This is a genomic window from Nocardiopsis terrae, assembly GCF_014651695.1.
Taxonomy (GTDB): domain Bacteria; phylum Actinomycetota; class Actinomycetes; order Streptosporangiales; family Streptosporangiaceae; genus Nocardiopsis; species Nocardiopsis terrae.
In genome coordinates this window covers 37,859-59,865 of sequence record NZ_BMXJ01000007.1, presented here as the reverse complement: position 1 = coordinate 59,865, position 22,007 = coordinate 37,859, and the positions used below count along the sequence as shown (strand labels likewise).

Genomic DNA, 22,007 nt, shown 5'->3' with positions numbered 1-22,007 from the left:
TCGGGCACCGCACAACGAGCATTCGTCACGTAGAGTTACAGATCTGTTACCCAGGGAGAACCCTCGGAGGCGTGACGATGCGCAAGACCACCCTCGCCACGGCCGCGTCGGCCCTCGCACTCGTCCTGGCTGCCTGCGGCGGCGGTGACCGGGAGCAGACCGGTGAGGGGGCCGCCCGGGAAACCCCGCAGAAGGCTTCGGCCGACGCCGGAAACGCGGCCGAGCCCTTCGGGCCCGGCTGCTCGGACTTCCCCGGCGGGGGAGAGGGAAGCCTCGGCGAGATGTCCGGTCAGCCGTTCGCCGCGGCCATCGCCGACAGCCCGGTCCTGGGCAACCTGTCCGAGGCCCTGGAGCGGGCCGGACTCAGCGAGGAGCTGGACGCGGCCGAGGAACTCACCGTGTTCGCACCCACCGACGACGCCTTCGACATGTATCCGGACGGGGAGATGGACGACATCCTCGGGAACCCGGAGGGCCTCGCGTACGTGCTCAACCAGCACGTGGTCGAGGGGCGGGTCCCGGCCGAGGAGCTGGACGAGGGCGTGTTCGACTCCCGCAACGGCGGGCTGCTGCGTGCCACCGCCTCGGACGGCGAGTACACCGTCAACGGCTACGCGCCCGTGGTCTGCGGTGACGTCCGGACCGCCAACGCCACGGTCCACGTGGTGGGCATGCTCCTCCTCCCCTCCTGAGCGGAGCCCGCGGAACCCGCCCGGGGCACGCCGAAAAAGAAACCGAGAAAAAAGCCATGCCCACCAATCCGTTCCCACACCGGCCCCGAATGCCCCACGTGAACACCAGGACACGTGGGGAACAGAACCGGTCACACGGCGGACGACGAACGGTCGCCGGTGTGGCGATCGGCCTGCTGGTCGTCGCAACGGCGCTCGGTTTCGGCGAACTCGCCGCCGGGCTCCTGCGCGCGACCTCTCCCGTGGTCACGGTCGGCGACGCGCTCGTCGACAACAGTCCCCCCTTCCTCATGGAGTGGGCGATCTCGCTCTTCGGTACGGCTGACAAGGCCGTCCTGATCACCGGAGTGCTGGTCATCCTCGTGTTGGTCGGGGCGGTGCTCGGTGTCGTGGCTCTGCGCCGCCCCCTGGTGGGGTACGCGGGACTGCTGGTGTTCGCGGCGGCGGGGCTCGCCGCCGTCGTCCTCCGCCGCGCCGACGACCTGGGGGCGGCTTCGGCCGTGGTCGTCGGCGCGGCGGCGGCAGCCGTGGCCCTCGCCCTTCTGCTGAGGAAGGCGCGCGCCCTCACCGGCCCGGAGAACGGGACCGGGGAGGAGGGCGCCCCCGGGACCGCACAGGGGACCGGCCCCGTGGGCGCGGAAGGGGAGGACGAGCCGCCGGCGGACGCGGAGGGCGCCACGGCCGCCGTCCCCGCTCCCGGACCGGACCGCGGACCCGGCAGACGCGGTTTCGTCCTCACCTCGGCGGGGGTCCTCGCCGCTGCCGGATCCGCCGGCGCCCTCGGACGCTGGCTGCCCTCCCTCACGGGCGGTGCGGGCTCCCGGGCCGAGCTGGCCCTGCCCGCCCCCGCATCGGCCCTGCCCCCGCTGCCGGCCGGCGCCGACCTCGGCATCCCCGGGCTGGCCCGCTTCACCACCCCCAACCAGGACTTCTACCGGATCGACACCGCGCTGACCATCCCGAGGCTGGACTCCACCCGGTGGACGCTGCGCGTGCACGGCATGGTGGACCGGCCCTTCGAGATCGACATGGACGAACTGCTGTCCCGTCGGCTCGTCGAGGCGGACATCACCCTGACCTGCGTGTCCAACCAGGTCGGCGGGGACCTGGTGAGCAACACGCGGTGGCTCGGTTTCCCCCTGGCCGACCTCCTGCGCGAGGCCGGGGTCCGATCCGGCGCCGACCAGATCCTCAGCACCTCCAGCGACGGCTGGACCTGCGGAACCCCCACCGAGGTCGTCATGGACGGCCGCGACGCGCTCCTGGCGGTCGGCATGGGCGGGGAGCCCCTCCCCCACGTCAACGGCTACCCCGCGCGGATGGTGGTGCCCGGGCTGTACGGGTTCGTCAGCGCCACCAAGTGGGTCACCGACATCAAACTCACCCGCTTCGCCGACGAACAGGCCTACTGGGCCCAGCGCGGCTGGGGGGTGCGGGCTCCGGTCAAGACCATGTCCCGGGTCGACGTGCCCGCCCCGCTCGGCCGGGTCGACTCCGGCGAGGTCGTGCTGGCCGGGGTCGCCTGGGCGCAGCACCGCGGGATCGACGCGGTGGAGGTGCGGGTGGACGACGGCGACTGGTGGGAGGCCGAACTCGCCGCCGTCCCCGGGATCGACACCTGGGTCCAGTGGGTGGCCGAGACCACCGTCGACCCCGGCAACCACTCCGTTCAGGTCCGGGCCACCGACTCCACCGGGTTCACCCAGCCCGCCGAACGGGTGGATCCGATCCCCGACGGCGCCACCGGCTGGCACCGCATCCAGTTCACGGCTGCCTGAGGTCCGACCCCGGGCCGCCGGAGAGAACAGGAAACCAACAGACCATCACGGACAGCAACAAAGCGAACACGAAGCAGTAATAACAAGGGAGATAACGATGATCCGCAAGCACGCGCTCACCACCACCGCCGCGGCCGCCGTCCTCGCCTTCGGCCTCACCGCCTGCGGCGACATGGACGACAGCGGCACCGAGGAGAACACCGAGACCGGTAGCGCCGAGGAGACCGAGGGCACCGGCATGGACGAGGGTATGGACGAGGGCACCCAGGCCGCGGGCGAGAACTTCGGCCCGGGCTGCGCCGAGGTGCCCGAGGACGGTGACGGCAGCTTCGAGGGCATGGCCCAGGACCCGGTCGCCACCGCCGCCTCCAACAACCCGCTGCTGTCCACGCTGGTCACGGCCGTGGGCGAGGCCGACCTGGTCGACACGCTGAACTCGGCCGAGGACATCACCGTCTTCGCGCCCACCAATGACGCGTTCGACAAGATCCCCGAGGAGGACCTGAACGCCCTCCTCGAGGACCAGGAGCAGCTCACCGAGGTGCTGACCTACCACGTGGTCGAGGGCGAGCAGGCCCCCGACGCGCTGGAGGACGGCACGTTCACCTCGCTCCAGGGCGACGACGTCACCACGGAGGGCTCCGGCGAGGAGTTCACGGTGAACGGCAACTCGAAGGTGGTCTGCGGCAACGTCCAGACCTCCAACGCGACCGTCTACCTCGTCGACACGGTCCTGATGCCCTCCTAGTGGGAGGCTGTTCCGGCCTGAGGCCCCCGGGCGGTCCGAGCGTTGATGCCGGGCCGTCCGGGTCCCGGTCCGGGACCCGGGGGCGGCGTCAACGCCGTCCCCGTTCCGAACGAAGAGCCGTACCCCCGAGACGAGAAGGGTTCAGATGGACAGGGCAGCAGCGGTACCGCAGGAGGCGGCCGATGCCGTTCCACCTGGGCTGGAGGAGCTGCTGCTCCTGGTCGCACGCGGCGACGAACGGGCCTTCGGCCGGGTCTACGACCTGATCAGCCCGTCCGTCTACGGTCTGGTGCGCCGTATCCTGCGCGATCCGGCCCAGTCGGAGGAGGTCGCCCAGGAGGTCATGGTCGAGGTGTGGCGCAGCGCCTGCCGCTACGACGCCCGCAGGGGGAGCCCGCAGGCCTGGGTGATGACCCTCGCCCACCGCAGGGCGGTGGACCGGGTGCGGTCGGAACAGGCCAACAGCGACCGCGAGGCCAGGGCGGCCGCCGCGGGCACCGAGCGCCCCTACGACGAGGTGGCCGAGGAGGCCACCAACAGGCTCGAACGAGAACGGGTGCGCCGATGTCTGGACACCCTGACCGAACTCCAGGAGCAGTCGGTGCGGCTGGCCTTCTACGGCGGGTACTCCTACCGCGAGGTGGCCAAACTGCTGTCCGCGCCGCTGGGAACCATCAAGACGCGCATGCGTGACGGACTTATCAGGCTACGGGACTGTTTGGGGGTGGAATGGTGAGAAGGACGCTCAACCAGGACCTGCACACGCTGTCGGGCGCCTACGCGCTGAACGCCCTCACCCCGACCGAGAGCGTCCGCTTCGAGGACCATCTCGCCGACTGCGACTCCTGCGTCCAGGAGGTCCGGGGTTTCACCGAGACCTCCGCCCTGCTGGCGTCGGCGACCGCTCAGACACCCCCCGCCGAACTGCGGGAGCGGGTGCTGGAGGAGGTCGCGCGGACCCGTCAACTCGCCCCGGCGCCCGAACGCCTGCCCGAGCCCCGGCGGCGCGGCTGGCCCTGGGCTCTCGGGCTGGCCCTGGCCGCATGCCTGGCCGCGGTCCTGGCCCTGGGTGCGCTGGTGGTCGAACAGCGCCGCCAGGTGGAGGAGCTCCGGGCCAACGAACAGCAGATCGCCGCGGTGATCTCGGCACCGGACGCGGTCTCCACCAGCGCCCAGCCCATGGAGGGCGTGAACGTCACCGTCGTGCACTCGGAGAGCCTGGGCAACCTGGTGTTCAGCGCGCACGGTCTGGAACAACTGCACGACGAGGACTACCAGCTCTGGCTGACCCGGGACGACGGCACCGTGTACTCGGCCGGCCTGATCTCCGTCGACGACTCGGGGTTCGTGCTGCCGGTACTCGCGGAGCCGGACGAGCTGACCGAGGGCGTCGCGGTGACCATCGAGCCCGAGGGCGGTTCGGAACAGCCCACCGCCGAGCCGGTGATGGCGATGCCGGTCACGGGCTGACCCCGCCCGTCCGGAGAGTCCCCTCCCGCGGCCCCGCCCCTCGGCGGGGCCGCCTCGTTTCCGGGGTCGCGCCGCTGACGGGGGATCCGGCCCGGGAGGGAGTGTGTCCGGGGAGGGGCTCCGGTCGGGCCGGTACGCGGTCAGGGCACCGCGATCTCCTCCGGCCGGGGCAGGTCCCGCATGGTGGGGCCGAGCGTGAACAGGGCTGCCAGCGCCGACACGACCGCCATCATCAGGAACACCGGGGACGGGCCGGCCAGGTCGAAGACGATCCCCACGGTGAGGATCCCGACCGGCTGGGACAGCAGGGACATGAACGTCACCGCGCCGAGTGCTCGCCCCTGGTGGCGGTCGGGCACGGAGGTCGTGACGTAGCCGTAGAACACCGCGTTCACGCACGGAACCGCGGCGAACACGCAGCCCGCGATCAGCCCGAGCGAGAGCACGCCCGGGGCGGCCAGGAGCGCCAGCGCGCACACGGGGGCGAGCCAGGCGGTGAAGAGCAGGATCACTGTGGGCCGCACCCAGCGCACGACGATCCCCGCGGCCAGGGCGCCGACCAGGCCGCCGGTCCCCGCCAGGGAGACGGTCAGGCCGACCACGAGGTTGGCGGCCCCCCGGTCGTCGGCCGTGGCGATGAGCGCCAGGAACACCCCGGTCTGGGTGAAGGCGACGTTGAAACCGACGATCCACAGCATCATCGGCCGCAGGATCGGGTGCCTGGCCAGCAGTGCGAAGCCGCTCACCGAGCCGCGCAGGCTCCACCGCTCCGGCTCGGCCGGGCGGTCGGCCTGCAGAGGCCTGCGGATGCGCAGGATCAGGGACGCGGACAACAGGTAGAGGAAGGCTTCGCCCAGGAAGGGAAAGGCCCGGCCCAGGCTGAAGAGGAACCCGGCGACGGGTGCGCCGAGAGCGGTCGTGGTGAAGAAGCGGATCTGGTTCTGCGCGGCCGCGTCAGCCATCTGCGACGGCGGCACGAGCTGTTTGACCGCGGCCATGGCGACCGGGTTGGAGACCCCCATAAGCGCCGAGGACACCACCGCCGCACAGACCACCAGGGGGACCGTCGCGTAGCCGCCGAGCAGCGCGGCGGCGAAGGAGACGAGGAGGACCAGACGGCCGAGGTCGCAGACCAGCAGTACGGTGCGCCGGTCGACCCGGTCGGCGAGTGCCCCGCCGAGCACCGCCGTGACCATGGCGGTGGCCACCTGGGCGGCGCCGACGGCTCCGGCCTGGGCCGCCGAACCGGCCAGCAGCAGCATGAGGAGGGGGTAGGCGACCTCACCGCTCTCCTTGCCCAGGCCCGCGAGGAAGCGGCTCGTCCACAGGGCCTGGAAGTCCTGGTTGCGCAGGAGGGGTGCGGCCGCACCGTCCACCGGCGGGGCCGGGAGCGGGTGCGGCTTTCGCCGTTCCATCGTCATGGCGTGTGGGCCCCCGTCGTGTTCCCCGAGGGGGTCGGGACGGCCCGGGATCCCGCTCCGGGCGTCGGTCCTGTCGCCCCCGGCACGGTGTGCATGCGGTTCGCGGGCGTCAGGTGCGGAATGCGGAAAGCACGAAGGAGGGTGTTCCGGGGGGTGGGTTGCTCATGTCGCCATTATGCGCCTGTTGTGGGTATCAGCGGGCTTCTGAGTAAGTATGTGGCGCCTATTCCGGGAAATGGCCACTATCGGCCTCATGTGCACCGTCCGGGGCTTCGTGCGTCGGGTGACCGGCAGCGCCCTCCGGAAGATGCCGCCGCTCCGGAGGGCGCCGTACCGGGTCCCGCCCGCGACCCGGCCGTGCGGTCCGCGGCCTAGTCGTGCAGGAGCTCCCCGGCCCGGCGGCCGGGGAGGTGCCCCTGCGCCGCGGCCTCGATCGTCCACGGCGTGCGTTCGACGTAGGCGACCGCGAAGGCCACGAGCAGCGACCCTCCGGCGATCAGCGCGTAGGAGGCGGTCCACCCGCCGGTGAGTTCACCGAGGAGGCCGAACAGCAGCGGACCGCCCAGGGCGATACCGCTGCCCGCGCCCTGGACGAACCCGGAGAGGGCGGCGGCGCCCTGCGAGGTGGCGCTCCGCGCGTTGATCATGGTCATGGTGACCACGAACAGGCTGGTGCCCAGGCCGAGGAAGAGGGCCCACACCGGAACGAACTGCGGCGCCAGAGCCACACCGAGGTAGCCGACCGCGTAGCCGCCCAGCCCCAGGGCGACGATCGGGAAGGTGTTGGCCGCCCGGAGGGTGACGGTGGGCGCAACGAGGCCGAACAACAGGCTGGTGCCGACCATCAGCGAGACCATGCTCCCGGCCATGGCAGCGCTGTGCCCGGCGTCGGTGAGCAGGGCGGGGAGCCACGTGAACAGCGTGAAGACGTTCCAGGTGACCATGCCGAACAGCAGCGCCATCCGCCAGGCCATGCCCACCCGCCAGATCGGGCGGGCCAGGGCCGCCCCGCCGGAGGGGGCGGGGGCGCGGGGCGCGGCGGACCCGGACCCGGACCCGGCCCACTGGAAGGTCCACAGCACGGCCGCGGCCAGGGCCAGGAGGGACCAGGACCCCAGGGCCACCCGCCATCCGGCGACCTCGGCCAGAGGGACGGCGACCAGGGGCGGGAAGAGGGCGCCGATGTGGATGGCGACCATCTGAACGGTGCTCAGGGCGGCCAGCCGGTCCGGGAAGTACTGCTTGATGAGCGGAGGCAGCACGACGTTGCCCAGGGCGGCGCCGGTGAGCGCGACCCCGGTGAGCAGCAGCAGGGTCCCGGTGTCGGGCGCGAAGGCGCGCAGGACCTGGCCCGCGCCTGCCAGCAGCATGCTGAGCGCGGCCGTGGCCTCGGGCCCCAGGCGGCGCATGATCGCGGGGGTGACCAGGCCGAAGACCGCGAAGGCGATCAGCGGCAGGGTGCCGAAGACGCCGACGACGGTGGCGGCGAAGCCGAACTCCGCCCCCACCGTGGTCAACAGCGGGGAAAGCGAGGTGACGACGAGGCGCAGGTTGAGCGCCGCGCAGACGATGGCGACCAGGGCCAGGATGCGGCCCCGTAGTTCCGGGCGTACCGACGATCGGTCGGTGACGGCCACGACAGAGGAAGGTCTCATGGTGAAGGACGTCCCTTTGTGTTGCGGTGGTGCGGCGTTGCACCAGAGCGGGGCCGACCGGCGGGCGACACTGCCGTCCAGGGAAGGGTCTCTTCCTGGCGAGCCAAATACGACCTTTTCGCTTAAATGTTACGCATGCTCCGGAGTCAAACACAACAACCCGTATTAAGTACGGGTAAACTGCGATCATGGCTGATCTTGACGAACTAGATACGGCGATCCTGGCCGAACTCCAGTCAGACGCACGAAAAACCAACCGCGACGTGGCCGCAGCGGTGGGCGCATCGCCCACGACCACGCTGGATCGGACCCGCGCGCTGCGGGAGAAGGGTGTGATTCGGGGCTCACTGCTGGACGTGGACCTCGAACTCATCGGCCGTCCGGTCCAGGCGCTCATCACCGTGAGTGTGGTGAAGCCCTCCCGGCACAACATCGAGGCCTTCCGCGACTGGGTCCGGGCCCTGCCGGACACCCTGTCCGTCTTCGTCACCTCCGGGAACGAGGACTTCCTGGTGCACGTGGCCCTGCCGGACAACAACAGCCTGTACGCCTTCGTCGTGGACAAGCTGACCGAACGCCCCGAGGTCGCCGACGTGCGCGCCTCGATCGTCTACGAACACCTGCGCAACAACCGGATCGCCCCGGCCAACGCCCGGGCCCACCGCCGCCACCACTGAACCGGCGACCCCGCGCCCGGCCCGCCCCTCACCCCGGGGCGGCCGGGCGCGACCCGGGGGCTGGCCTTGCGGCGCCGTCCTTCCCCTCCCCGAGACACCCGACGACCCCATCCATCGTCACCGCGGTCCTGTTCGGTGAGGCGCTGCCCCCGGGACCCAGCTCCGAGCACGGTTCCGGTCCGTCGTAGGCTGGCCGATGTGACTGGAGTCTCATCACCTCCCGGGACCGACGAGAGCGCCGAGATCCGCCGGCTCTGGCAGGACCTCGGGCTCCCCGGCCTCGTGGACGTGCACACGCACTTCATGCCCGCCAACGTCCTGCGCAGGGTGTGGGACTACTTCGACGCCCTGGGTGAGGGCGTCTGGCCCATCACCTACCGGGAGTCGCAGGAGGAGCGCGTCGCCCTGCTGAGGGGGTTCGGGGTCCGGTACTTCACCACGCTCTCCTACCCGCACCGGCCCGGCATGGCCCGCTGGCTCAACGACTGGGCCGCCGACTTCGCCGCCCATCACCCCGACTCGCTGCGCAGCGCCACCTTCTTCCCCGAACCCGGGGCCGGGGACTACGTGGCCGAGGCGATCGGCGCGGGGGCGCGGATCTTCAAGGCCCACCTCCAGGTCGGCGCCTACGACCCGAGGGACCCCCTGCTCAGCGACGTCTGGGGAGCCCTCGCCGACTCCGGGACCCCGGTCGTGGTGCACTGCGGTTCCGGGCCCCTGCCCGGTGAGTTCACCGGCCCCGCGCCCTTCTCCGAGGTGCTCCGGGCCCACCCGGACCTGACCGCCGTGGTCGCCCACGCGGGCGCCCCCGAGTACTCGGCCTTCCTGGACCTGGCCGAACGGTACGACCGCGTCCACCTGGACACCACCATGGCGTTCACCCCGTTCATCGAACGCCTGGCCCCCTACCCCCGGGCCGAACTCCCCCGGCTCCGGGACCTGGGGCACCGGGTCCTGCTGGGCACCGACTTCCCGAACATCCCCTACCCCTACGGCGAGCAGCTCCGGGTCCTGGCCGAACTGGACCTGGGCCCCGACTGGCTCCGGGGGGTCCTGCACGACAACGCCGCCGGGCTCTTCGGGCTGTGAACCCGGACGACCCGTCCGGCACGGCGCCACCGGGCCGCACCACGCACCGCACCGTCACAGCACCACAGGCAGCACCACACAGAGAGGGCACGATGGAACTCACCCTGACCCCCCTGGAGTTCGCCCGCCGCACCCGCAGGCTGTACCCGCGGCGTGAGGCGGTGGTCGACAGGGAGTTCCGGCTGACCTACGAACAGTTCTTCGACCGCTGCGACCGCTGGTCGTCCGCCCTCCAGGGCATGGGCGTGGAGCACGGCGACCGGGTCGCCTACATCGCACCCAACACCCACGCGCAACTGGAGTCCTTCTACGCGGTGCCGCAACTGGGCGCCGTCCTCGTCCCGGTCAACTTCCGCCTGACCGCCGACGACTTCGTCTACATCGTCAACCACTCCGGCGCCAAGGTGCTGTGCGTGCACTCCGACCAGCTCGACGCGGTCGACGGCGTACGCGACCGGATGCCGGACGTGGAGCGGTTCGTGGCCCTGGAGGGCGCCCGCCCCGGCTGGGAGGACTACGAGTCCCTGGTCGCCGCGGCCGCCCCCGGCTTCACACGCCCGGAGATCGCGGAGACGGACCTGCTGACCATCAACTACACCTCGGGGACCACCGCCCGCCCCAAGGGTGTGATGATCACCCACCGCAACGCGTACATGAACTCGGTGGGCACCCTGCTGCACCTGCGCATCGGGCTCGGCGAGAGGTACCTGTGGACCCTGCCGATGTTCCACGCCAACGGCTGGACCTACACCTGGACGGTCACGGCGGCCGGAGGCACCCACGTGTGCCTGCCCGCCATGGACCCGGCGAAGGTGTTCGAGCTGATCCGCACCGAGGAGGTCACCTGGCTGTGCGCGGCCCCCACGGTGCTGATCATGCTCTCCAACACCCCCGACGCCACCCGCGGCCCCGTTCCCGCCGGGGTGCACGTGGTCACCGCCGGAGCCTCGCCCGCGGCCGAGACCATCGAGCGGCTGGAGGAGGACTTCGGCTGGACCGTCACCCACGTGTACGGGCTCACCGAGACCACGCCCTTCATCACCGTCTGCGAACCCCGCCCCGAGCACCGGGACCTGCCCGTACGCGAACGCGGTGCGGTCAAGGCCCGCCAGGGCGTCGAGCTGATCACCTCCGGCGAGCTCCGCGTGGTCGACGGGTCCGGTGCCGAGGTGCCCTGGGACGGGACCACGGTCGGCCAGATCACCGTGCGCGGCAACGTCGTGATGAAGGGCTACTACAACGACCCCGAGGCCACCGGGAAGGCGATGGGTGACGGCTGGTTCCGCACCGGCGACGCCGCCGTCACCCACCCGGACGGCTACGTGGAGATCCAGGACCGCATCAAGGACGTGATCATCTCCGGCGGGGAGAACATCTCCTCGGTCGAGGTGGAGGGGGTCCTGCTGCGCCACCCGGCGGTGCTGGAGGCAGCGGTCGTGGGCGTCCCGCACGAACGCTGGGGCGAGACCCCGCGCGCCTCCGTGGTACTGCGCGAGGGGGCCTCGGCGACGGAGGAGGAGGTCATCGCCTTCGCCCGCGACAACCTCGCGCACTTCAAGGCCCCCACCCAGGTGGAGTTCGTCCGGCAGCTGCCCAAGACCGCCACCGGCAAGATCCAGAAGTTCGTACTGCGCGGCGGCGCCTCCGCCGTGTCCCGGCAGTAGGGGACGGCGGCGGCCCGTCCCGGGGCGGCCCCGACGCACGACGGCGGGGCCGCTGCCCGGGCTAACCGGGGTCCGGGGTGAGCAGGACGAACACCGCGGAGGAGGGGTCGGCGCACATCGCCAGCCGGCCCACCCCCGGTACGTCGTCCGGGCCCATGTACACCCGGCCCCCGGCGGCCTCCGCCTCGGCGGCGGACCTGTCGCAGTCGGCGGCGTGGAAGACCGGGTGCCAGTCGGCCCGCCCCTGCGTCTGCGGCAGGTCGGCCGGGGCGACGCCCATGATCCCGCCGAAGTACCGGTCCCCGCCCAGCCCCGCCGGGCGGACCGTCGAGTAGACGCCCTGGCCGCCGGGCAGTCCGACGTCGTTGAACTCCCAGCCGAACAGAGCGCCGTAGAACTCCTTGGCGCCCTGCGCCGAGGGCGTCCACAGCTCGGTCCACATGACGGTGTTCGGGTCGTCGGTCCGCTCCATGCCCGGCAGTGTTCCGGCCTCCCAGAGCGCGACCGTCCCGCCCTGCGGGTCGGCCAGGTGGGCCGTCCGGCCCAGCCCCATCACGTCCACGGGTTCAACGAGGGCGGTCGCGCCGAGCTCCCGGGCCCGTTGGAAGGACATCTCCAGGTCCGGTGTGTTGTGGTAGACCGACCAGGTGACGGGTTGGGCCGCGTCCGTCCGAGGCCCGAGCCCGCCGATCAGCGCCCCCTCGTACAGGAGTTTCCGGTACCCGCCGGCGTCCGGTCCGGCCGACTCGGCGGTCCAGCCGAACACCCTCCCGTAGAACTCGACCGCGCGGTCCGCGTCCGAGGTGGTCAGCTCGACCCAACAGGGCGAACCGATCACGTAGTCGGTGGTGATCATGCCTGCCTCCCGTAGTGACTCCCCACGAGTGTGCCCCGGGGCGCCGACGGTCCGGGGCCGCCCCCTCAGGACCGGCCCGGTCCCACCAGTCCCTCCTCCGGGTGGAGCCGACCCGCGCCCGGGTCGAGCACGACGAACCCGGCGGAGAAGGGGTCGGAGCACACCGCCAGCCGCCCCACCCCCGGCGCGTCCTCGGGGCCCATGTGCACCCGGCCCCCGGCCGTCTTGACCGCGGCGACGGCCTCGTCGCAGTCGGCGACCTGGAACACCGGGTGCCAGTCGGCCCGCCCCTCGGCCTGCGGCAGCTGGTCGGCCGCCACGTCCATCAGTCCGCCGAAGTACCGGTCCTCTCCCAGCCCCGCCGGGCGGACCGTCGAGTAGGTCCCCTGGTCCCCGGGCAGTTCGACGTCCTTGAACTCCCAGCCGAACAGACCGCCGTAGAACTCCTTGGCACCCTGCGCCGAGGGTGTCCACAGCTCCACCCAGCAGAGCGTGTTCGGCCGGTCCACGGCCTGCGCGCTGGTGAAGGTTCCGGGCTGCCAGAGCGTGAACCAGCCGCCCTGGGGGTCGGTGATGTGTGCCAGCTGGCCGAACTCGTAGAGCACCGTCGGCTCCACCAGGACCGTCCCGCCGAGCTCCTGGGCCCGCAGGGCCGCGGCCTCGATGTCGGGGACCCAGAACTGTACGCCCCACTCGGGGGGTTCGTCCTCGTCGATACGCGGACCGATCCCCGCCACGGCGGCGCCGTCGGAGTTCATGACCCTGTAGCCGGCCATACGGGCACCCGCGGACACGGCCTGCCAGCCGAACACCCTCCCGTAGAAGTCGGCCGAGGCCTCGATGTCCGTGGCTCCCAGATCAAGCCAGCAGGGCGAGCCCGTGACGAAATCGGTCGTGATCATGCTGCCTCCCGTCGCTGCTCTCCTCCGAGTCTGGGGCCGGACACCGCTCCCGTGCGGGAACGTCGCGGCAAAAACTCGACAACCGGCCCTGAGCCCGGACGCCGGACACCGGTCGCCGATGATGCGGGATGATCCGGTGGCGGACCCGCCCGCCCCGTCCGCAGACCGCTCCCGGCCACCGGCCGCACCCGACGAAAGGGCCCCGCCGTGTCAGGACTCCTCCACCACGTGGGACCGGTGATCATCGACGTCGTCATGACCGTCGACGCCCTGCCCGAACGGGGCGGCGGCGTGTTCGCCGACACCGCCCGAACCCTGCCGGGCGGCGGGTTCAACGTGATCGCCGCCGCGGCCCGGTCGGGCATGGAGGTGGTCTACGGCGGGGCGCACGGCACCGGCCCCCGAGGGGATGCGGTCCGCTCCGCCCTGCGCGGGGAGGGGGTGGGGGTGGCGCACCCGCCCAGGCCCGAGGACACCGGTTTCTGTGTGGCCCTGGTCGACTCCTCCGCGGAACGCACCTTCGTCACCCACCTGGGCGCCGAGACGGACCTGCCCCTGTCCGACCTGCGCACCCTGTGCCCGGCGGAGGGGGACTTCGTCTACACGGTGGGGTACTCGCTGCTGCCCGGGCCGCGCGCGGACGAGCTGGCCACCTGGATCGGATCGCTCCCGGAGGGGGTCCGCCTTGTGCTGGACCCCGCCCCCGTGGCGGGTGAAATCCCCGCCGCAACCCTGGGCCCGGTGCTGGCCCGCACCGACGTCCTCAGCCTCAGCGCCGCCGAGGCCGCCGCGGTCACCGGCGTCGCCCCTCGCGACGCCGACGGCCTCGAACACGCCGCCGCGCTCCTGTCCGAACGGATCCGCCCGACCGGGGTGGTGGTCCTGCGCGACTCCGCCGAGGGCTGCCTGGTCGCCACCGCGGGTACGGTGCCCCGACGGGTCCCGGGTTTCGCCGTGACCGCGGTCGACACCAACGGTGCGGGCGACGCCCACGTGGGCGTGTTCACCGCCGCCCTGGCCTCGGGCCTGACGCCGCTGGCGGCCGCCCGCCGCGCCAACGCGGCCGCCGCTCTCGCCGTCACCCGGCGCGGTCCGGCCACCTCCCCCACCGCGGAGGAGATCACCGCGTTCCTCGCGCTCCGCTGACGGACCCCATCGGTGCTTCCACCGGTCCTGCCCGCGGAGGAAAAGCGGGCTCCGTAACTCCTTGTCGCCCCGGACACCCCGGCCTAGCATCCACGCAACACCGAACCACTCCTGAGGTGAACCTGCGGATGTCCCCCCGATCCCCCCGTCGTTTCGGCGCCCTCCTGCTCGCACCGACCGTCTCCCTCGGTCTGCTCGGAGCGGTACCGGCCCGGGCCGAACCCGTGGACGGCGCCACCGCCACCGTGTCCGGCCCGGTCCCCGTCACCGCCGACTCCTATCCCTTCATGTCCGCCGACGGCCCCGAGGTCCCACCGATCCAGGAGGGCGACCCCATCGAGGCGGACCTCGCCGCGCACGACTACGTCGAGGAGGAGTTCCTCCTCGAAGGCACCGCCGAACACCCCGACGCGGGGCCCGTCCCCTACCTCACCCGGATGGTCGTCCGGCGCCCCGCCCGAGCCGACGACTTCAGCGGAGCCGCCTTCCTGGAGTGGAACAACGTCAGTTTCGGCCAGGACATCGAGATCGACTGGTTCCTGTCCCACGAGTACTTCATGGACGAGGGGCACGTCTGGGTGGGGCTCTCCGCCCAGTGGGTCGGGGTCGACGCCCTCCGCGCCTGGGACCCCGGCCGTTACGGGGACCTGACCGTCGGGGGCCCGGAACTGTCCGACGCCCCGGCGTTCGACATCTACTCCCAGACCGCGAGGGCCCTGCGTGCGCCGTTGGGCGTCGACCCGCTGCCCGGGTTCGGCGTCGACACGGTCGTCGCCACCGGGCACTCACAGTCGGCCGGGTACCTGGCCGAGTACCACAACCGGTTCCACCCCGACCACGAGGCCGTCGACGCCTTCGTGATCCACGGGGCCTCGACCGCGCTGGACGAGAGCACCACACCGGTCATGCGGCTCATAGCGGAGACCGACGTCCGGTTCAGGGCCCAGAGCCGGGAGCCGGACTCGGAGCACTTCCGCCGATGGGAGGTCGCCGGGACCGCGCACGTGGGCCACACCGAGTACCGCACCTTCGCCCCGCTCATCGCCCGGGAGAACCCGGGGACCGAACCGCAGCGGTGCGACCGGCCCCCGTACAGCCGGGTCCCGTTCCACTACGTGCTGAACGCGGCCTACGACCACGTGATCGACTGGGTCGAGGGCGGTACGGCGCCCCCGGTGGCGCCGCGCCTGGAGTGGGACGACGCCACCACGGCGAACCGTGACGAGCACGGCAACCAACTCGGCGGGATCCGGCTGGTGGAACACGAGGTCGCCACCGCGCTCAACCACGGCGACAACACCGGCGACCCGTTCTGCGTCCTGCTGGGCACCCACGTCCCCTTCGAGGAGGAGACCCTGCGGGAGCTGTACCCGCGCCGGGGAGGGTACGCCGCCCAGGTGCTCCAGACCGTGAACGAGGCCCGGCGCGAGGGCTACATCCGGCACGAGGACGCGCACGAGTCCCGTAGGAGTGCGCTGGAGGCCAGCTACCCCTGGTGGTAGCCCGACCGATGGGAGAGGGGCCCGCCGGCTGTGGTGCCGGCGGGACCCCTCTCCCGGGCGGCTACCGCTGCCAGGGTTCGGGGAGCGGTCCCCCTGAGCGCAGCACGGTGTCGAGCTCGTGCCAGTCCGCGACCGCGCGGCGCAGCGAGGCGAAGGACCGCAAGGGCCCGCCCACCTCGCGGAGCGACTCGGACACGGAGTCATAGAGCACGGTCACGTGTTCGTGTCCGTTCCCGTCCCGTTCCACCGGCCAGCGGGACGGGAGTGGGGCGCCGTCGCGCATCAGTCGGTCGAGGACGTCGAACGCACTGTCGGCGCGGCGGAGGTTGGCCGCACTGTCCCCGTAAGTCCCGGGCGTCGCGAGCAAGCGGGACACCTCCGCCACCATGATGTCCGTCGGGAGCTCGGGGCCCCAAGCCCCGTGCCCGTGCTGTCGAGCTCGTGAGCGCCGTGGTTCGCGGTCGTCATGCGGCCTCCCCGTGCTCAGCGATGGTGTGGAGCACGGCCACACCCGGCCGGGACCGGTCCAATCGGCGGAGTGCGTCCTCGCGCTCCCACTCGCGGTAGTAGCCCCGCACGAGGTCGGCCGGAGCCTGCACGGCGTACGGGCCCACCCGGGGGCCGTGGTCGGCGGGAACGGGAACCAGCGTGCGCCGCAGGTCGTCGGCGGGCTGGCGCGGAGCGGGGACGGGCGGGGCCGGTTCCGTACTCGGTCCGGTGTCAGCGATGAAAGGGACTGTTTCCGCATAGCGGCGCACCCGACGCGCACGGTTGCGGCGGAGCTCCGCGAGCAGTTCGCGGAGGTATCCGTAGGGGCTCGTGTGCGCACCCCTGGTGGGACGGACCGTGCGAAAAATCAGGCACAGCAAAGCAATAGGGTTGGGCATGTCGTCCTGCTTTCATCAGGTCGGCCACGGCCCCGGGGCGTGTTGGTAGCACGCCGCCGGGGTCCCGCTATGCGCGGACCTTCTTAGTGCATCGACTCGCATCGATACGTCTAGCCTTGTATCTCTTGGGATCGCCTTGACTAGGCACGAATAGCTTCGGAGCATGACGTTTGATCCCGACGCAGAGATCCAGCACGACGGCCCCGTAACGCCGTATCGCCAGTTGGCGGGCATCATCCGGGCGCGCATCGCTCGCGGCGACTGGGCGCCCGGCCAACGCATCGCCACGGAAAAAGATCTTGTGCAGGAGTTCGGCCTGGCTCGCTCGACCGTCCGACGCGCGATGGCGGTCCTCGTGGAGGAGGGCGACGTGTACACCGTCCCGCAACGCGGGTCCTATGTTTCGGAGCGACCGGAAGCTGAGGGCTGAGGCGCCTGTCCCCTGACGTTCCGCACTGCCAGCAGACGAAGCCCTCTGGGTGGTCAGCAACCAGTATCTGCAGTTGCGCCTCCGACCTGCGAGCTTCATGCCGATTCATAGCGTTATGAAGCTGCCGGGAGTTTCACCAGGCTCACGGACGTCCTACGGTGCTCCCATGACTGAGGTTCCAGACTTCGACCCGTCCCCGGACAGCTACGTCTACGCCGGGCTCGCCGACCATGTGGCAGCACGTATCGCCTCCGGTGACCTTCCCTCCGGGGCGAAGCTTCCCGGAGAGCGGGAGCTCGCGGAGACCTACGGCGTTGCCGTGGGAACCGCACGGCGCGCGACGAAGGAACTCCGCGACAGGGAACTGGTCAAGACGCTCCCCGGCAAGGGGACCTTCGTCGTCTGACCGCGCAGGCGTACGCGGCCCCGTGCTCAGACGCGGTCGGGCAGGGCGACGTGGACCCGGTGCGGGCCGCCGTAGTGGAAACCCTCGCCCACGGGGAGGAAGCCCAGCCGCTCGGCCAACCGGAGGCTGGGAACGTTGTCGACGTGGACCAGCGCCCAGACCGAGGCGAGCCCGAGCCCGTCCAGTCCGTGGTGCAGCAGGGCCCGCGCGGCTTCGGTCGCCAGCCCCCTCCCCCCGTACCGGCGGCCCAGGTACCAACCGATCTCCGGCAGGTCCCCCGGGAGTTCCCGGGAGGGCCGCAGATGCGCCAGGCCGACCACCCGCCCCTGGCCGAGGATCGCCCAGTGGCCGAGCTCCGGGGGCCCGTCGTAGGCCAGCCGGTTGTCGACCATGGTCCGGGCCAGTCCGCCCGTCGAGAGGTCCGCGCCGAGATGGGCGCTCATCGCGGGGTCGCCGAACAGCTCAACCACGTCGTCGGCGTGCCCGGCCGCCAGGGGCTCCAGCCGTAGCCGCCCGGTCTCGACCACGGCCTGCTTCCCGCCCACGGCGTCGCCCCGGTCGGTGTCGGAATCAGACGAAGAGACGGCAAGCCTCTTCCTGCGGCCACACCCGCGTCAACCCCGACAGCCCCTCCTGATCCGGTGCCGCGCGAAAACTGCTCGCGTTCCCGGGGCACGTGCGAAAGTATTCAGGAATGGACACCTGCCCGGAATGCAGGGCCGCCGGTGAGGTCCCGTGCGAGGAACTGTTCGGACGGCTGCTGGCCCTGGACCACTCCCGCCAGGAACCGTGGGGGCCGCTGCACGGCGTCGCCGTCGCCTGTTACCGCCTCCAGCACCCGGCCTCCCTCACCGAGGGCTCGCACACCTTCCTGCTGGAACTACTACGGGCCTACGTCGGGGGCGGGGCCGAGGCTGCGACCCGGCTGACCGAGCACGCCCGGCGCGCCAACTCCCACCGGGTGCTGCGGCGGGACCGGACGGACGACACTCCCGGCCCAAGGGCTCCCACGGGGTTCGCGTTCACCGTCGCGGAGGTCGCGGCGGACGGCGCCTTCCCCGCCGAGGGCCACCCCGAACGTGTCCGCGCCTGGTCGGAGGCGACACTGGCCGCGTGGCGGGGCTGACCGCCCGGGAGCCTAGGCTCGCAGGTCGATCCTGACCCCGCCGGTCTCGCACCGGCCGCCCCAACCGATCAGGACCTCCGCGCCGACGGGTTCGACGGGGCCGCAGTAGCCGTCGAGTGCCTCGTGCCCGGACCAGTGGGTCAGGCCGGTGTCCGCGTCCCACACGCTGAACTCACCGGCGTTGGTCGAGAGCACGCCCAGCCCCTCCACGAAGGCCATCTCCCCCGACAGCAGGGGGTAGGAGACCGGGTACACCGGCGGCTGGAAAGCACCGGCGTCGTGCACCGTCGCGGCCTGCCCCGGACCGTCGAGCTCGTACAGGTGCCCGTCGCGGCCCTCATCGACCGCCAGGAGCGCCCCGTCCCCCGGAAGGGCCGCCAGTCCGAGGTACGCCCCGTACGGGTCCTCGACGTCCACGAACTCGGCCATGGGCGCGCTCGTGTCACCCACCCGGAACCGCCCGGTGAACATGCGGTCGGACGAGGCCCCGGCCAGAACGACCTCGTCGTCGACGGCCACCAGGTCGAACATCCGGAACCGCTCCCCGGCACCGGTCACCGGAACGGAGTTCCAGGTGTCGTCCTGCAGCGAGTACACCAGGAGATCGCCCTCGTAGCCGCCTCCCCCGAAGACGACGTGGTCGCCCGCCACGGTGACCGGTGCCAGGTCCCTCGCCTCCGGAGCGTCGGCGATCGGTTCCCAGGAGTCGGCTCCGGGGTCGTAGATCGCACCGTCCCTGGCCATGCGGCCGTCCTCGTCCCCGGAGAACGTGTCGGTGACGCCTCCCCAGACGAGTACCCGCTGGTCCCCGAGGACCGCGGTGGTGTGTTGGGCGCGCGCTTCCAGGTCCGCGTCCGCGATCACGCGCCAGGAGTCGGTGTCCGGGGAGTAGGCGGCGCCGTCGGCGTGGGGACCATCGCTGCTCCCGCCCCAGACGAACAGTTCCGCACCGGTCCACACGAAGCTGTGGTCGACACGTGTGCCGAAGGGTGCCGGGGGCAACTCACCGACGGAGACGGCCACGTCCCACTCCTCGGACTTGAGCGCCGTGCAACCCGTGGCCGCCAGGGCTGCTGCGGCCAGGCAGGCCGCGAGGGACGCCGATCGGCCCGTGACGCGCATGCGATCGCTCCAACATTCGATGGGGGATGGCAGGGGGAAGCAGACGGCGGAAGGCCCTGCTTCTGCGGAGCCGACCCGTCGTACCCACACCAGTACCAGAAAGGGCGAGGCGGACCGGGGCCCGGGCCGGGCGCGCACCAGAACGTCGAGGTCGGGGCGGAGCAGGCGTTCGTGCTCCTCACCCGTCGAGCCGCCGGAGGCCAGTGCCTGAAGTGGATGAACAGCCGGCCGAAATACGTGAGTGCGCACACCTACCGACGACCCGCACGGGAGCCATGGGGCTCATACCGTGACCAAGTGGACGTCATCGGCACCGATCGCGTCCACGTACGCGGCGATGTCACCAGGGTCACTGGTGAACACCACGGCGCTTCGGTGCTTCACGGCCGTCCAGGCGACAAGGGCGTCCACCGCGTCCGGACGCTTCTTCGCGGGGAGGGCCGCCACCCCCAGGACCGCACCGATACGCCGCCAATCGGTGATGTCCGGAGCGGCCGCACACGCGATGCACTCCGGCTGTCCCGCGCTCGTGGGCCGCAAGGCAGCTGGAGACGACCGGGCTTGGGGAACCGTGCACTCCTTCAGGACCGCGCTCATGGCGTGCACGGTCGCAGGATCCGGGCGCCACACCTGAGCCAGGACAGGACCGGTGATCACGGGGCGGTGCGGGGACCGTACGAGCCCGCGGTGCATCTGTACCGCCTTGGACTTACGCGCCGCCAAAGCGATGAGCATCCCCGTGTCGTAGACGGGTACGCGAGCGCTCACGCCACCTCGCCCCGGCTTCGGGTCCGGGTTTCCCCAGCACCGTAGACCAGGCTCATCGCCTCGTCGACCTCACGGCGCTCATCCGCGTTCAGAGAGTCATCACCGGTCTCGTCAACAGACCCGTAGTGCTCGGCTCGCCCTTCGGCATCGGCGATCAGCGCGTCGACACCCGCGAACTCCGCCTCGGCCAACTCAGCATCGCCCATCTGGCGAATCGCGGCGTTGACGAAGTAGGACGACACGTCCATCCCCGCACGGTCCGCGTGTGACCTGACGCGCTCGGCTTCGTCCGGGTCAAGGCTGATACTGATTCTCACCTTCGCCATGCCACGATCGTAATACGAGTATTACGCAATGTCCACCAAGCACTGAGCGTCAGGATTCTCCGCCCCCACATCAGTGCCTGAAGTGGATGAACAGCCGACCGAAGTTCCTCGAGTCCTTCTCGACCCGGTGGTAGCGCGCCTTGACGTCCTTGCGGTCGAGGAAGCGCAGCACCCGCTTCTTCAACTGGCCCGAACCCTTGCCCGGGATGATCTCCACGGTCTTGGCCTTCTTGCGCTCGGCCTCGTCCATGATGTCGTTCAGGGCCTGGTCGATGCTCCGCCCCTTGTTGAAGATGTCGTGCAGGTCGAGTTTGAGTCGCACTCTTCGTCCTCCCGGTCCGCCTGCCCGGATGATACGCGCAGGGCCCACACCAGCCCCGGAACGGCGAGAACGGTGACCGCTCCGCCGGCGGCGAGGGTGAGCGCGTCGGGGGAGACCACGGACTGGCCGCGCAGGGCCTGCCAGACGGTCAGCGCGGTCAGGCCCGTGTAGGCGGCGCCGACCACGGCCACCAGGCGGCGGCGCGTGCCGTCGTCACGCAGGCGGGGGAACCGGGCCGAGAGGACGCCCAGGACCAGCACGAGCAGGACCATGACCTGGAGCCCGTGGATGCCCAGGAAGTGGCCGACCCGCAGGTCTCCGCCGACCGTGCTCCATCCGACGAGGGGCAGGCCGGGGCCGCCGTCGGCCGGGCCGACCGTGTGCGCGCCGACGACGTCCGGGACTCCCCCGGAGGACTCCTCCAGTTGGGCCGGGGTCGGGCTGGTCATGAGGGGCCCCACGCCCATCCCCAGGAGCGCGATCCCCACCCCGATCCGGATCGCCCAGCCGGTGGAGCGCTCACGGATCCGCTGGAACAGGAGGATCGCCCCGATGGCGAAGGTCGCCGCCCACAGCACGGTGATCATGGTGCCCATGACCGTGTAGACGGCGGAATCGAACGCGGTCGAGTTGTTGAAGTGGCTCATCTCGCCCCGGGCCACCTGGGTGATGATCAGCGCCATCTCCCCCAGGGACATGGCCGCGACCACCGCCCCGAGCCACCAGCCCGCCCGCCGCCAGCGGACGACCAGAGAGAGCAGCCAGGCGAGGGTGGCGTTGTAGACGATGATCGACAGCGAGAACTTGAACGGTTTCAGCCAGGCCGCCTCACCGTTGACGACACGGTCGTCGACGGCCAGGCCGACCGCGCTCACGGCGAGGAGGAGGACGCAGGCGTAGGCGGCCGCCATGAGCGGCCGGTGCCAGTGGTGAGCTGCCCGGAACCCCCGGGCGGCGGACGACGGTAACATGAGGACCCCTCAGGTAGATACTCACACTATCCACTACGGATAAGCTAAC

At 71.4% G+C, this 22,007-nt stretch carries 25 protein-coding genes; 13 read left to right on the top strand and 12 right to left on the bottom strand.

Features of this window, described 5'->3' with window-relative positions; all coding sequences use genetic code 11:
* The first annotated feature begins 77 nt into the window (after positions 1-77).
* From IE195_RS20225 to IE195_RS20205, 5 genes are all read left to right on the top strand, one after another.
* Complete coding sequence (locus tag IE195_RS20225; RefSeq protein ID WP_191274636.1) at positions 78-692, top strand: fasciclin domain-containing protein; 615 nt, start codon at positions 78-80, stop codon at positions 690-692.
* Between the two features lie 89 nt (positions 693-781).
* The gene (locus tag IE195_RS20220) at positions 782-2,470 is read left to right on the top strand and encodes a molybdopterin-dependent oxidoreductase (RefSeq protein WP_191273920.1); all 1,689 of its coding nucleotides are present in this window, start codon (positions 782-784) and stop codon (positions 2,468-2,470) included.
* A 97-nt stretch (positions 2,471-2,567) separates the two neighbouring features.
* A complete protein-coding gene (locus tag IE195_RS20215; RefSeq protein ID WP_191273911.1) occupies positions 2,568-3,218 on the top strand; it encodes a fasciclin domain-containing protein in 651 nt (216 codons plus the stop codon).
* 145 nt (positions 3,219-3,363) lie between these two features.
* Positions 3,364-3,954 (top strand): ECF RNA polymerase sigma factor SigK, encoded by a 591-nt coding sequence (gene sigK / locus IE195_RS20210; RefSeq protein WP_191273902.1) that lies wholly within the window; start codon positions 3,364-3,366, stop codon positions 3,952-3,954.
* The gene (locus tag IE195_RS20205) at positions 3,948-4,688 is read left to right on the top strand and encodes an anti-sigma factor (protein ID WP_191273899.1); all 741 of its coding nucleotides are present in this window, start codon (positions 3,948-3,950) and stop codon (positions 4,686-4,688) included. The genes sigK and IE195_RS20205 overlap by 7 nt, the downstream gene beginning before the upstream one ends.
* A 140-nt stretch (positions 4,689-4,828) precedes the next feature.
* On the opposite strand, the gene IE195_RS20200 is transcribed toward IE195_RS20205, so the two are convergent.
* Positions 4,829-6,109 (bottom strand): MFS transporter, encoded by a 1,281-nt coding sequence (locus tag IE195_RS20200; protein ID WP_191273897.1) that lies wholly within the window; start codon positions 6,107-6,109, stop codon positions 4,829-4,831.
* A gap of 371 nt (positions 6,110-6,480) precedes the next feature.
* Positions 6,481-7,764 carry an MFS transporter gene (locus IE195_RS20195; RefSeq protein WP_191273895.1) on the bottom strand — a complete coding sequence of 428 codons (1,284 nt, stop codon included), beginning with the start codon at positions 7,762-7,764 and terminating at the stop codon, positions 6,481-6,483.
* A 188-nt stretch (positions 7,765-7,952) separates the two neighbouring features.
* Here IE195_RS20195 and IE195_RS20190 point away from each other — a divergent pair, with 188 nt between their 5' ends.
* The 3 genes from IE195_RS20190 to IE195_RS20180 all read left to right on the top strand — a co-directional run bounded on the left by IE195_RS20190 (position 7,953) and on the right by IE195_RS20180 (position 11,194).
* Positions 7,953-8,441: an Lrp/AsnC family transcriptional regulator gene (locus IE195_RS20190; protein WP_191273875.1), complete on the top strand. Its 489-nt coding sequence runs from the start codon at positions 7,953-7,955 to the stop codon at positions 8,439-8,441.
* A 198-nt stretch (positions 8,442-8,639) separates the two neighbouring features.
* Positions 8,640-9,530: an amidohydrolase family protein gene (locus IE195_RS20185; RefSeq protein WP_191273873.1), complete on the top strand. Its 891-nt coding sequence runs from the start codon at positions 8,640-8,642 to the stop codon at positions 9,528-9,530.
* Positions 9,531-9,622: 92 nt separating this feature from the next.
* A complete protein-coding gene (locus IE195_RS20180; protein ID WP_191273870.1) occupies positions 9,623-11,194 on the top strand; it encodes a long-chain-fatty-acid--CoA ligase in 1,572 nt (523 codons plus the stop codon).
* Between the two features lie 61 nt (positions 11,195-11,255).
* On the opposite strand, the gene IE195_RS20175 is transcribed toward IE195_RS20180, so the two are convergent.
* Positions 11,256-12,050 (bottom strand): VOC family protein, encoded by a 795-nt coding sequence (locus IE195_RS20175; protein ID WP_191273868.1) that lies wholly within the window; start codon positions 12,048-12,050, stop codon positions 11,256-11,258.
* A 65-nt stretch (positions 12,051-12,115) separates the two neighbouring features.
* Positions 12,116-12,952: a VOC family protein gene (locus IE195_RS20170; protein WP_191273866.1), complete on the bottom strand. Its 837-nt coding sequence runs from the start codon at positions 12,950-12,952 to the stop codon at positions 12,116-12,118.
* Between the two features lie 207 nt (positions 12,953-13,159).
* On the opposite strand from IE195_RS20170, the gene IE195_RS20165 reads away from it, so the two are divergent.
* Together IE195_RS20165 and IE195_RS20160 are read left to right on the top strand one after the other, a co-directional pair.
* Positions 13,160-14,098, top strand: coding sequence for a PfkB family carbohydrate kinase (locus IE195_RS20165; RefSeq protein ID WP_191273864.1), 939 nt, complete (start codon positions 13,160-13,162; stop codon positions 14,096-14,098).
* 128 nt (positions 14,099-14,226) lie between these two features.
* Positions 14,227-15,600 carry an alpha/beta hydrolase domain-containing protein gene (locus tag IE195_RS20160; protein WP_191273862.1) on the top strand — a complete coding sequence of 458 codons (1,374 nt, stop codon included), beginning with the start codon at positions 14,227-14,229 and terminating at the stop codon, positions 15,598-15,600.
* 61 nt (positions 15,601-15,661) lie between these two features.
* On the opposite strand, the gene IE195_RS20155 is transcribed toward IE195_RS20160, so the two are convergent.
* Positions 15,662-15,976 (bottom strand): hypothetical protein, encoded by a 315-nt coding sequence (locus IE195_RS20155; protein ID WP_229826335.1) that lies wholly within the window; start codon positions 15,974-15,976, stop codon positions 15,662-15,664.
* A gap of 88 nt (positions 15,977-16,064) precedes the next feature.
* A complete protein-coding gene (locus IE195_RS20150; RefSeq protein WP_191273857.1) occupies positions 16,065-16,487 on the bottom strand; it encodes a hypothetical protein in 423 nt (140 codons plus the stop codon).
* Between the two features lie 163 nt (positions 16,488-16,650).
* Here IE195_RS20150 and IE195_RS20145 point away from each other — a divergent pair, with 163 nt between their 5' ends.
* A complete protein-coding gene (locus IE195_RS20145; RefSeq protein ID WP_191273855.1) occupies positions 16,651-16,917 on the top strand; it encodes a GntR family transcriptional regulator in 267 nt (88 codons plus the stop codon).
* A gap of 166 nt (positions 16,918-17,083) precedes the next feature.
* Positions 17,084-17,323 (top strand): winged helix-turn-helix domain-containing protein, encoded by a 240-nt coding sequence (locus tag IE195_RS20140; RefSeq protein WP_191273853.1) that lies wholly within the window; start codon positions 17,084-17,086, stop codon positions 17,321-17,323.
* A 26-nt stretch (positions 17,324-17,349) separates the two neighbouring features.
* Here IE195_RS20140 and IE195_RS20135 read toward each other — a convergent pair whose 3' ends face one another.
* Positions 17,350-17,868, bottom strand: coding sequence for a GNAT family N-acetyltransferase (locus IE195_RS20135; protein ID WP_191273851.1), 519 nt, complete (start codon positions 17,866-17,868; stop codon positions 17,350-17,352).
* Between the two features lie 149 nt (positions 17,869-18,017).
* Between IE195_RS20135 and IE195_RS20130 the strand changes: the two genes are divergently transcribed.
* On the top strand, positions 18,018-18,449 hold the full coding sequence (locus IE195_RS20130; RefSeq protein WP_191273849.1) for a DUF5946 family protein: 432 nt from the start codon (positions 18,018-18,020) through the stop codon (positions 18,447-18,449).
* A 12-nt stretch (positions 18,450-18,461) separates the two neighbouring features.
* Here the strand turns inward: IE195_RS20130 and IE195_RS20125 are convergent, their stop codons facing one another.
* The 5 genes from IE195_RS20125 to IE195_RS20105 form a co-directional block, all read right to left on the bottom strand.
* Positions 18,462-19,571: a Kelch repeat-containing protein gene (locus tag IE195_RS20125; RefSeq protein WP_191273847.1), complete on the bottom strand. Its 1,110-nt coding sequence runs from the start codon at positions 19,569-19,571 to the stop codon at positions 18,462-18,464.
* 282 nt (positions 19,572-19,853) lie between these two features.
* On the bottom strand, positions 19,854-20,339 hold the full coding sequence (locus tag IE195_RS20120) for a hypothetical protein (protein ID WP_191273845.1): 486 nt from the start codon (positions 20,337-20,339) through the stop codon (positions 19,854-19,856).
* Entirely contained in the window at positions 20,336-20,665 is a 330-nt protein-coding gene (locus tag IE195_RS20115) for a plasmid mobilization protein (RefSeq protein ID WP_191273843.1), read from the bottom strand. Before IE195_RS20115 ends, IE195_RS20120 begins: the two co-directional genes overlap by 4 nt.
* Before the next feature lie 70 nt (positions 20,666-20,735).
* On the bottom strand, positions 20,736-20,987 hold the full coding sequence (locus tag IE195_RS20110; protein ID WP_191273841.1) for a Smr/MutS family protein: 252 nt from the start codon (positions 20,985-20,987) through the stop codon (positions 20,736-20,738).
* Positions 20,924-21,958 (bottom strand): hypothetical protein, encoded by a 1,035-nt coding sequence (locus tag IE195_RS20105; RefSeq protein WP_225942290.1) that lies wholly within the window; start codon positions 21,956-21,958, stop codon positions 20,924-20,926. Before IE195_RS20105 ends, IE195_RS20110 begins: the two co-directional genes overlap by 64 nt.
* Positions 21,959-22,007 lie beyond the last annotated feature (49 nt).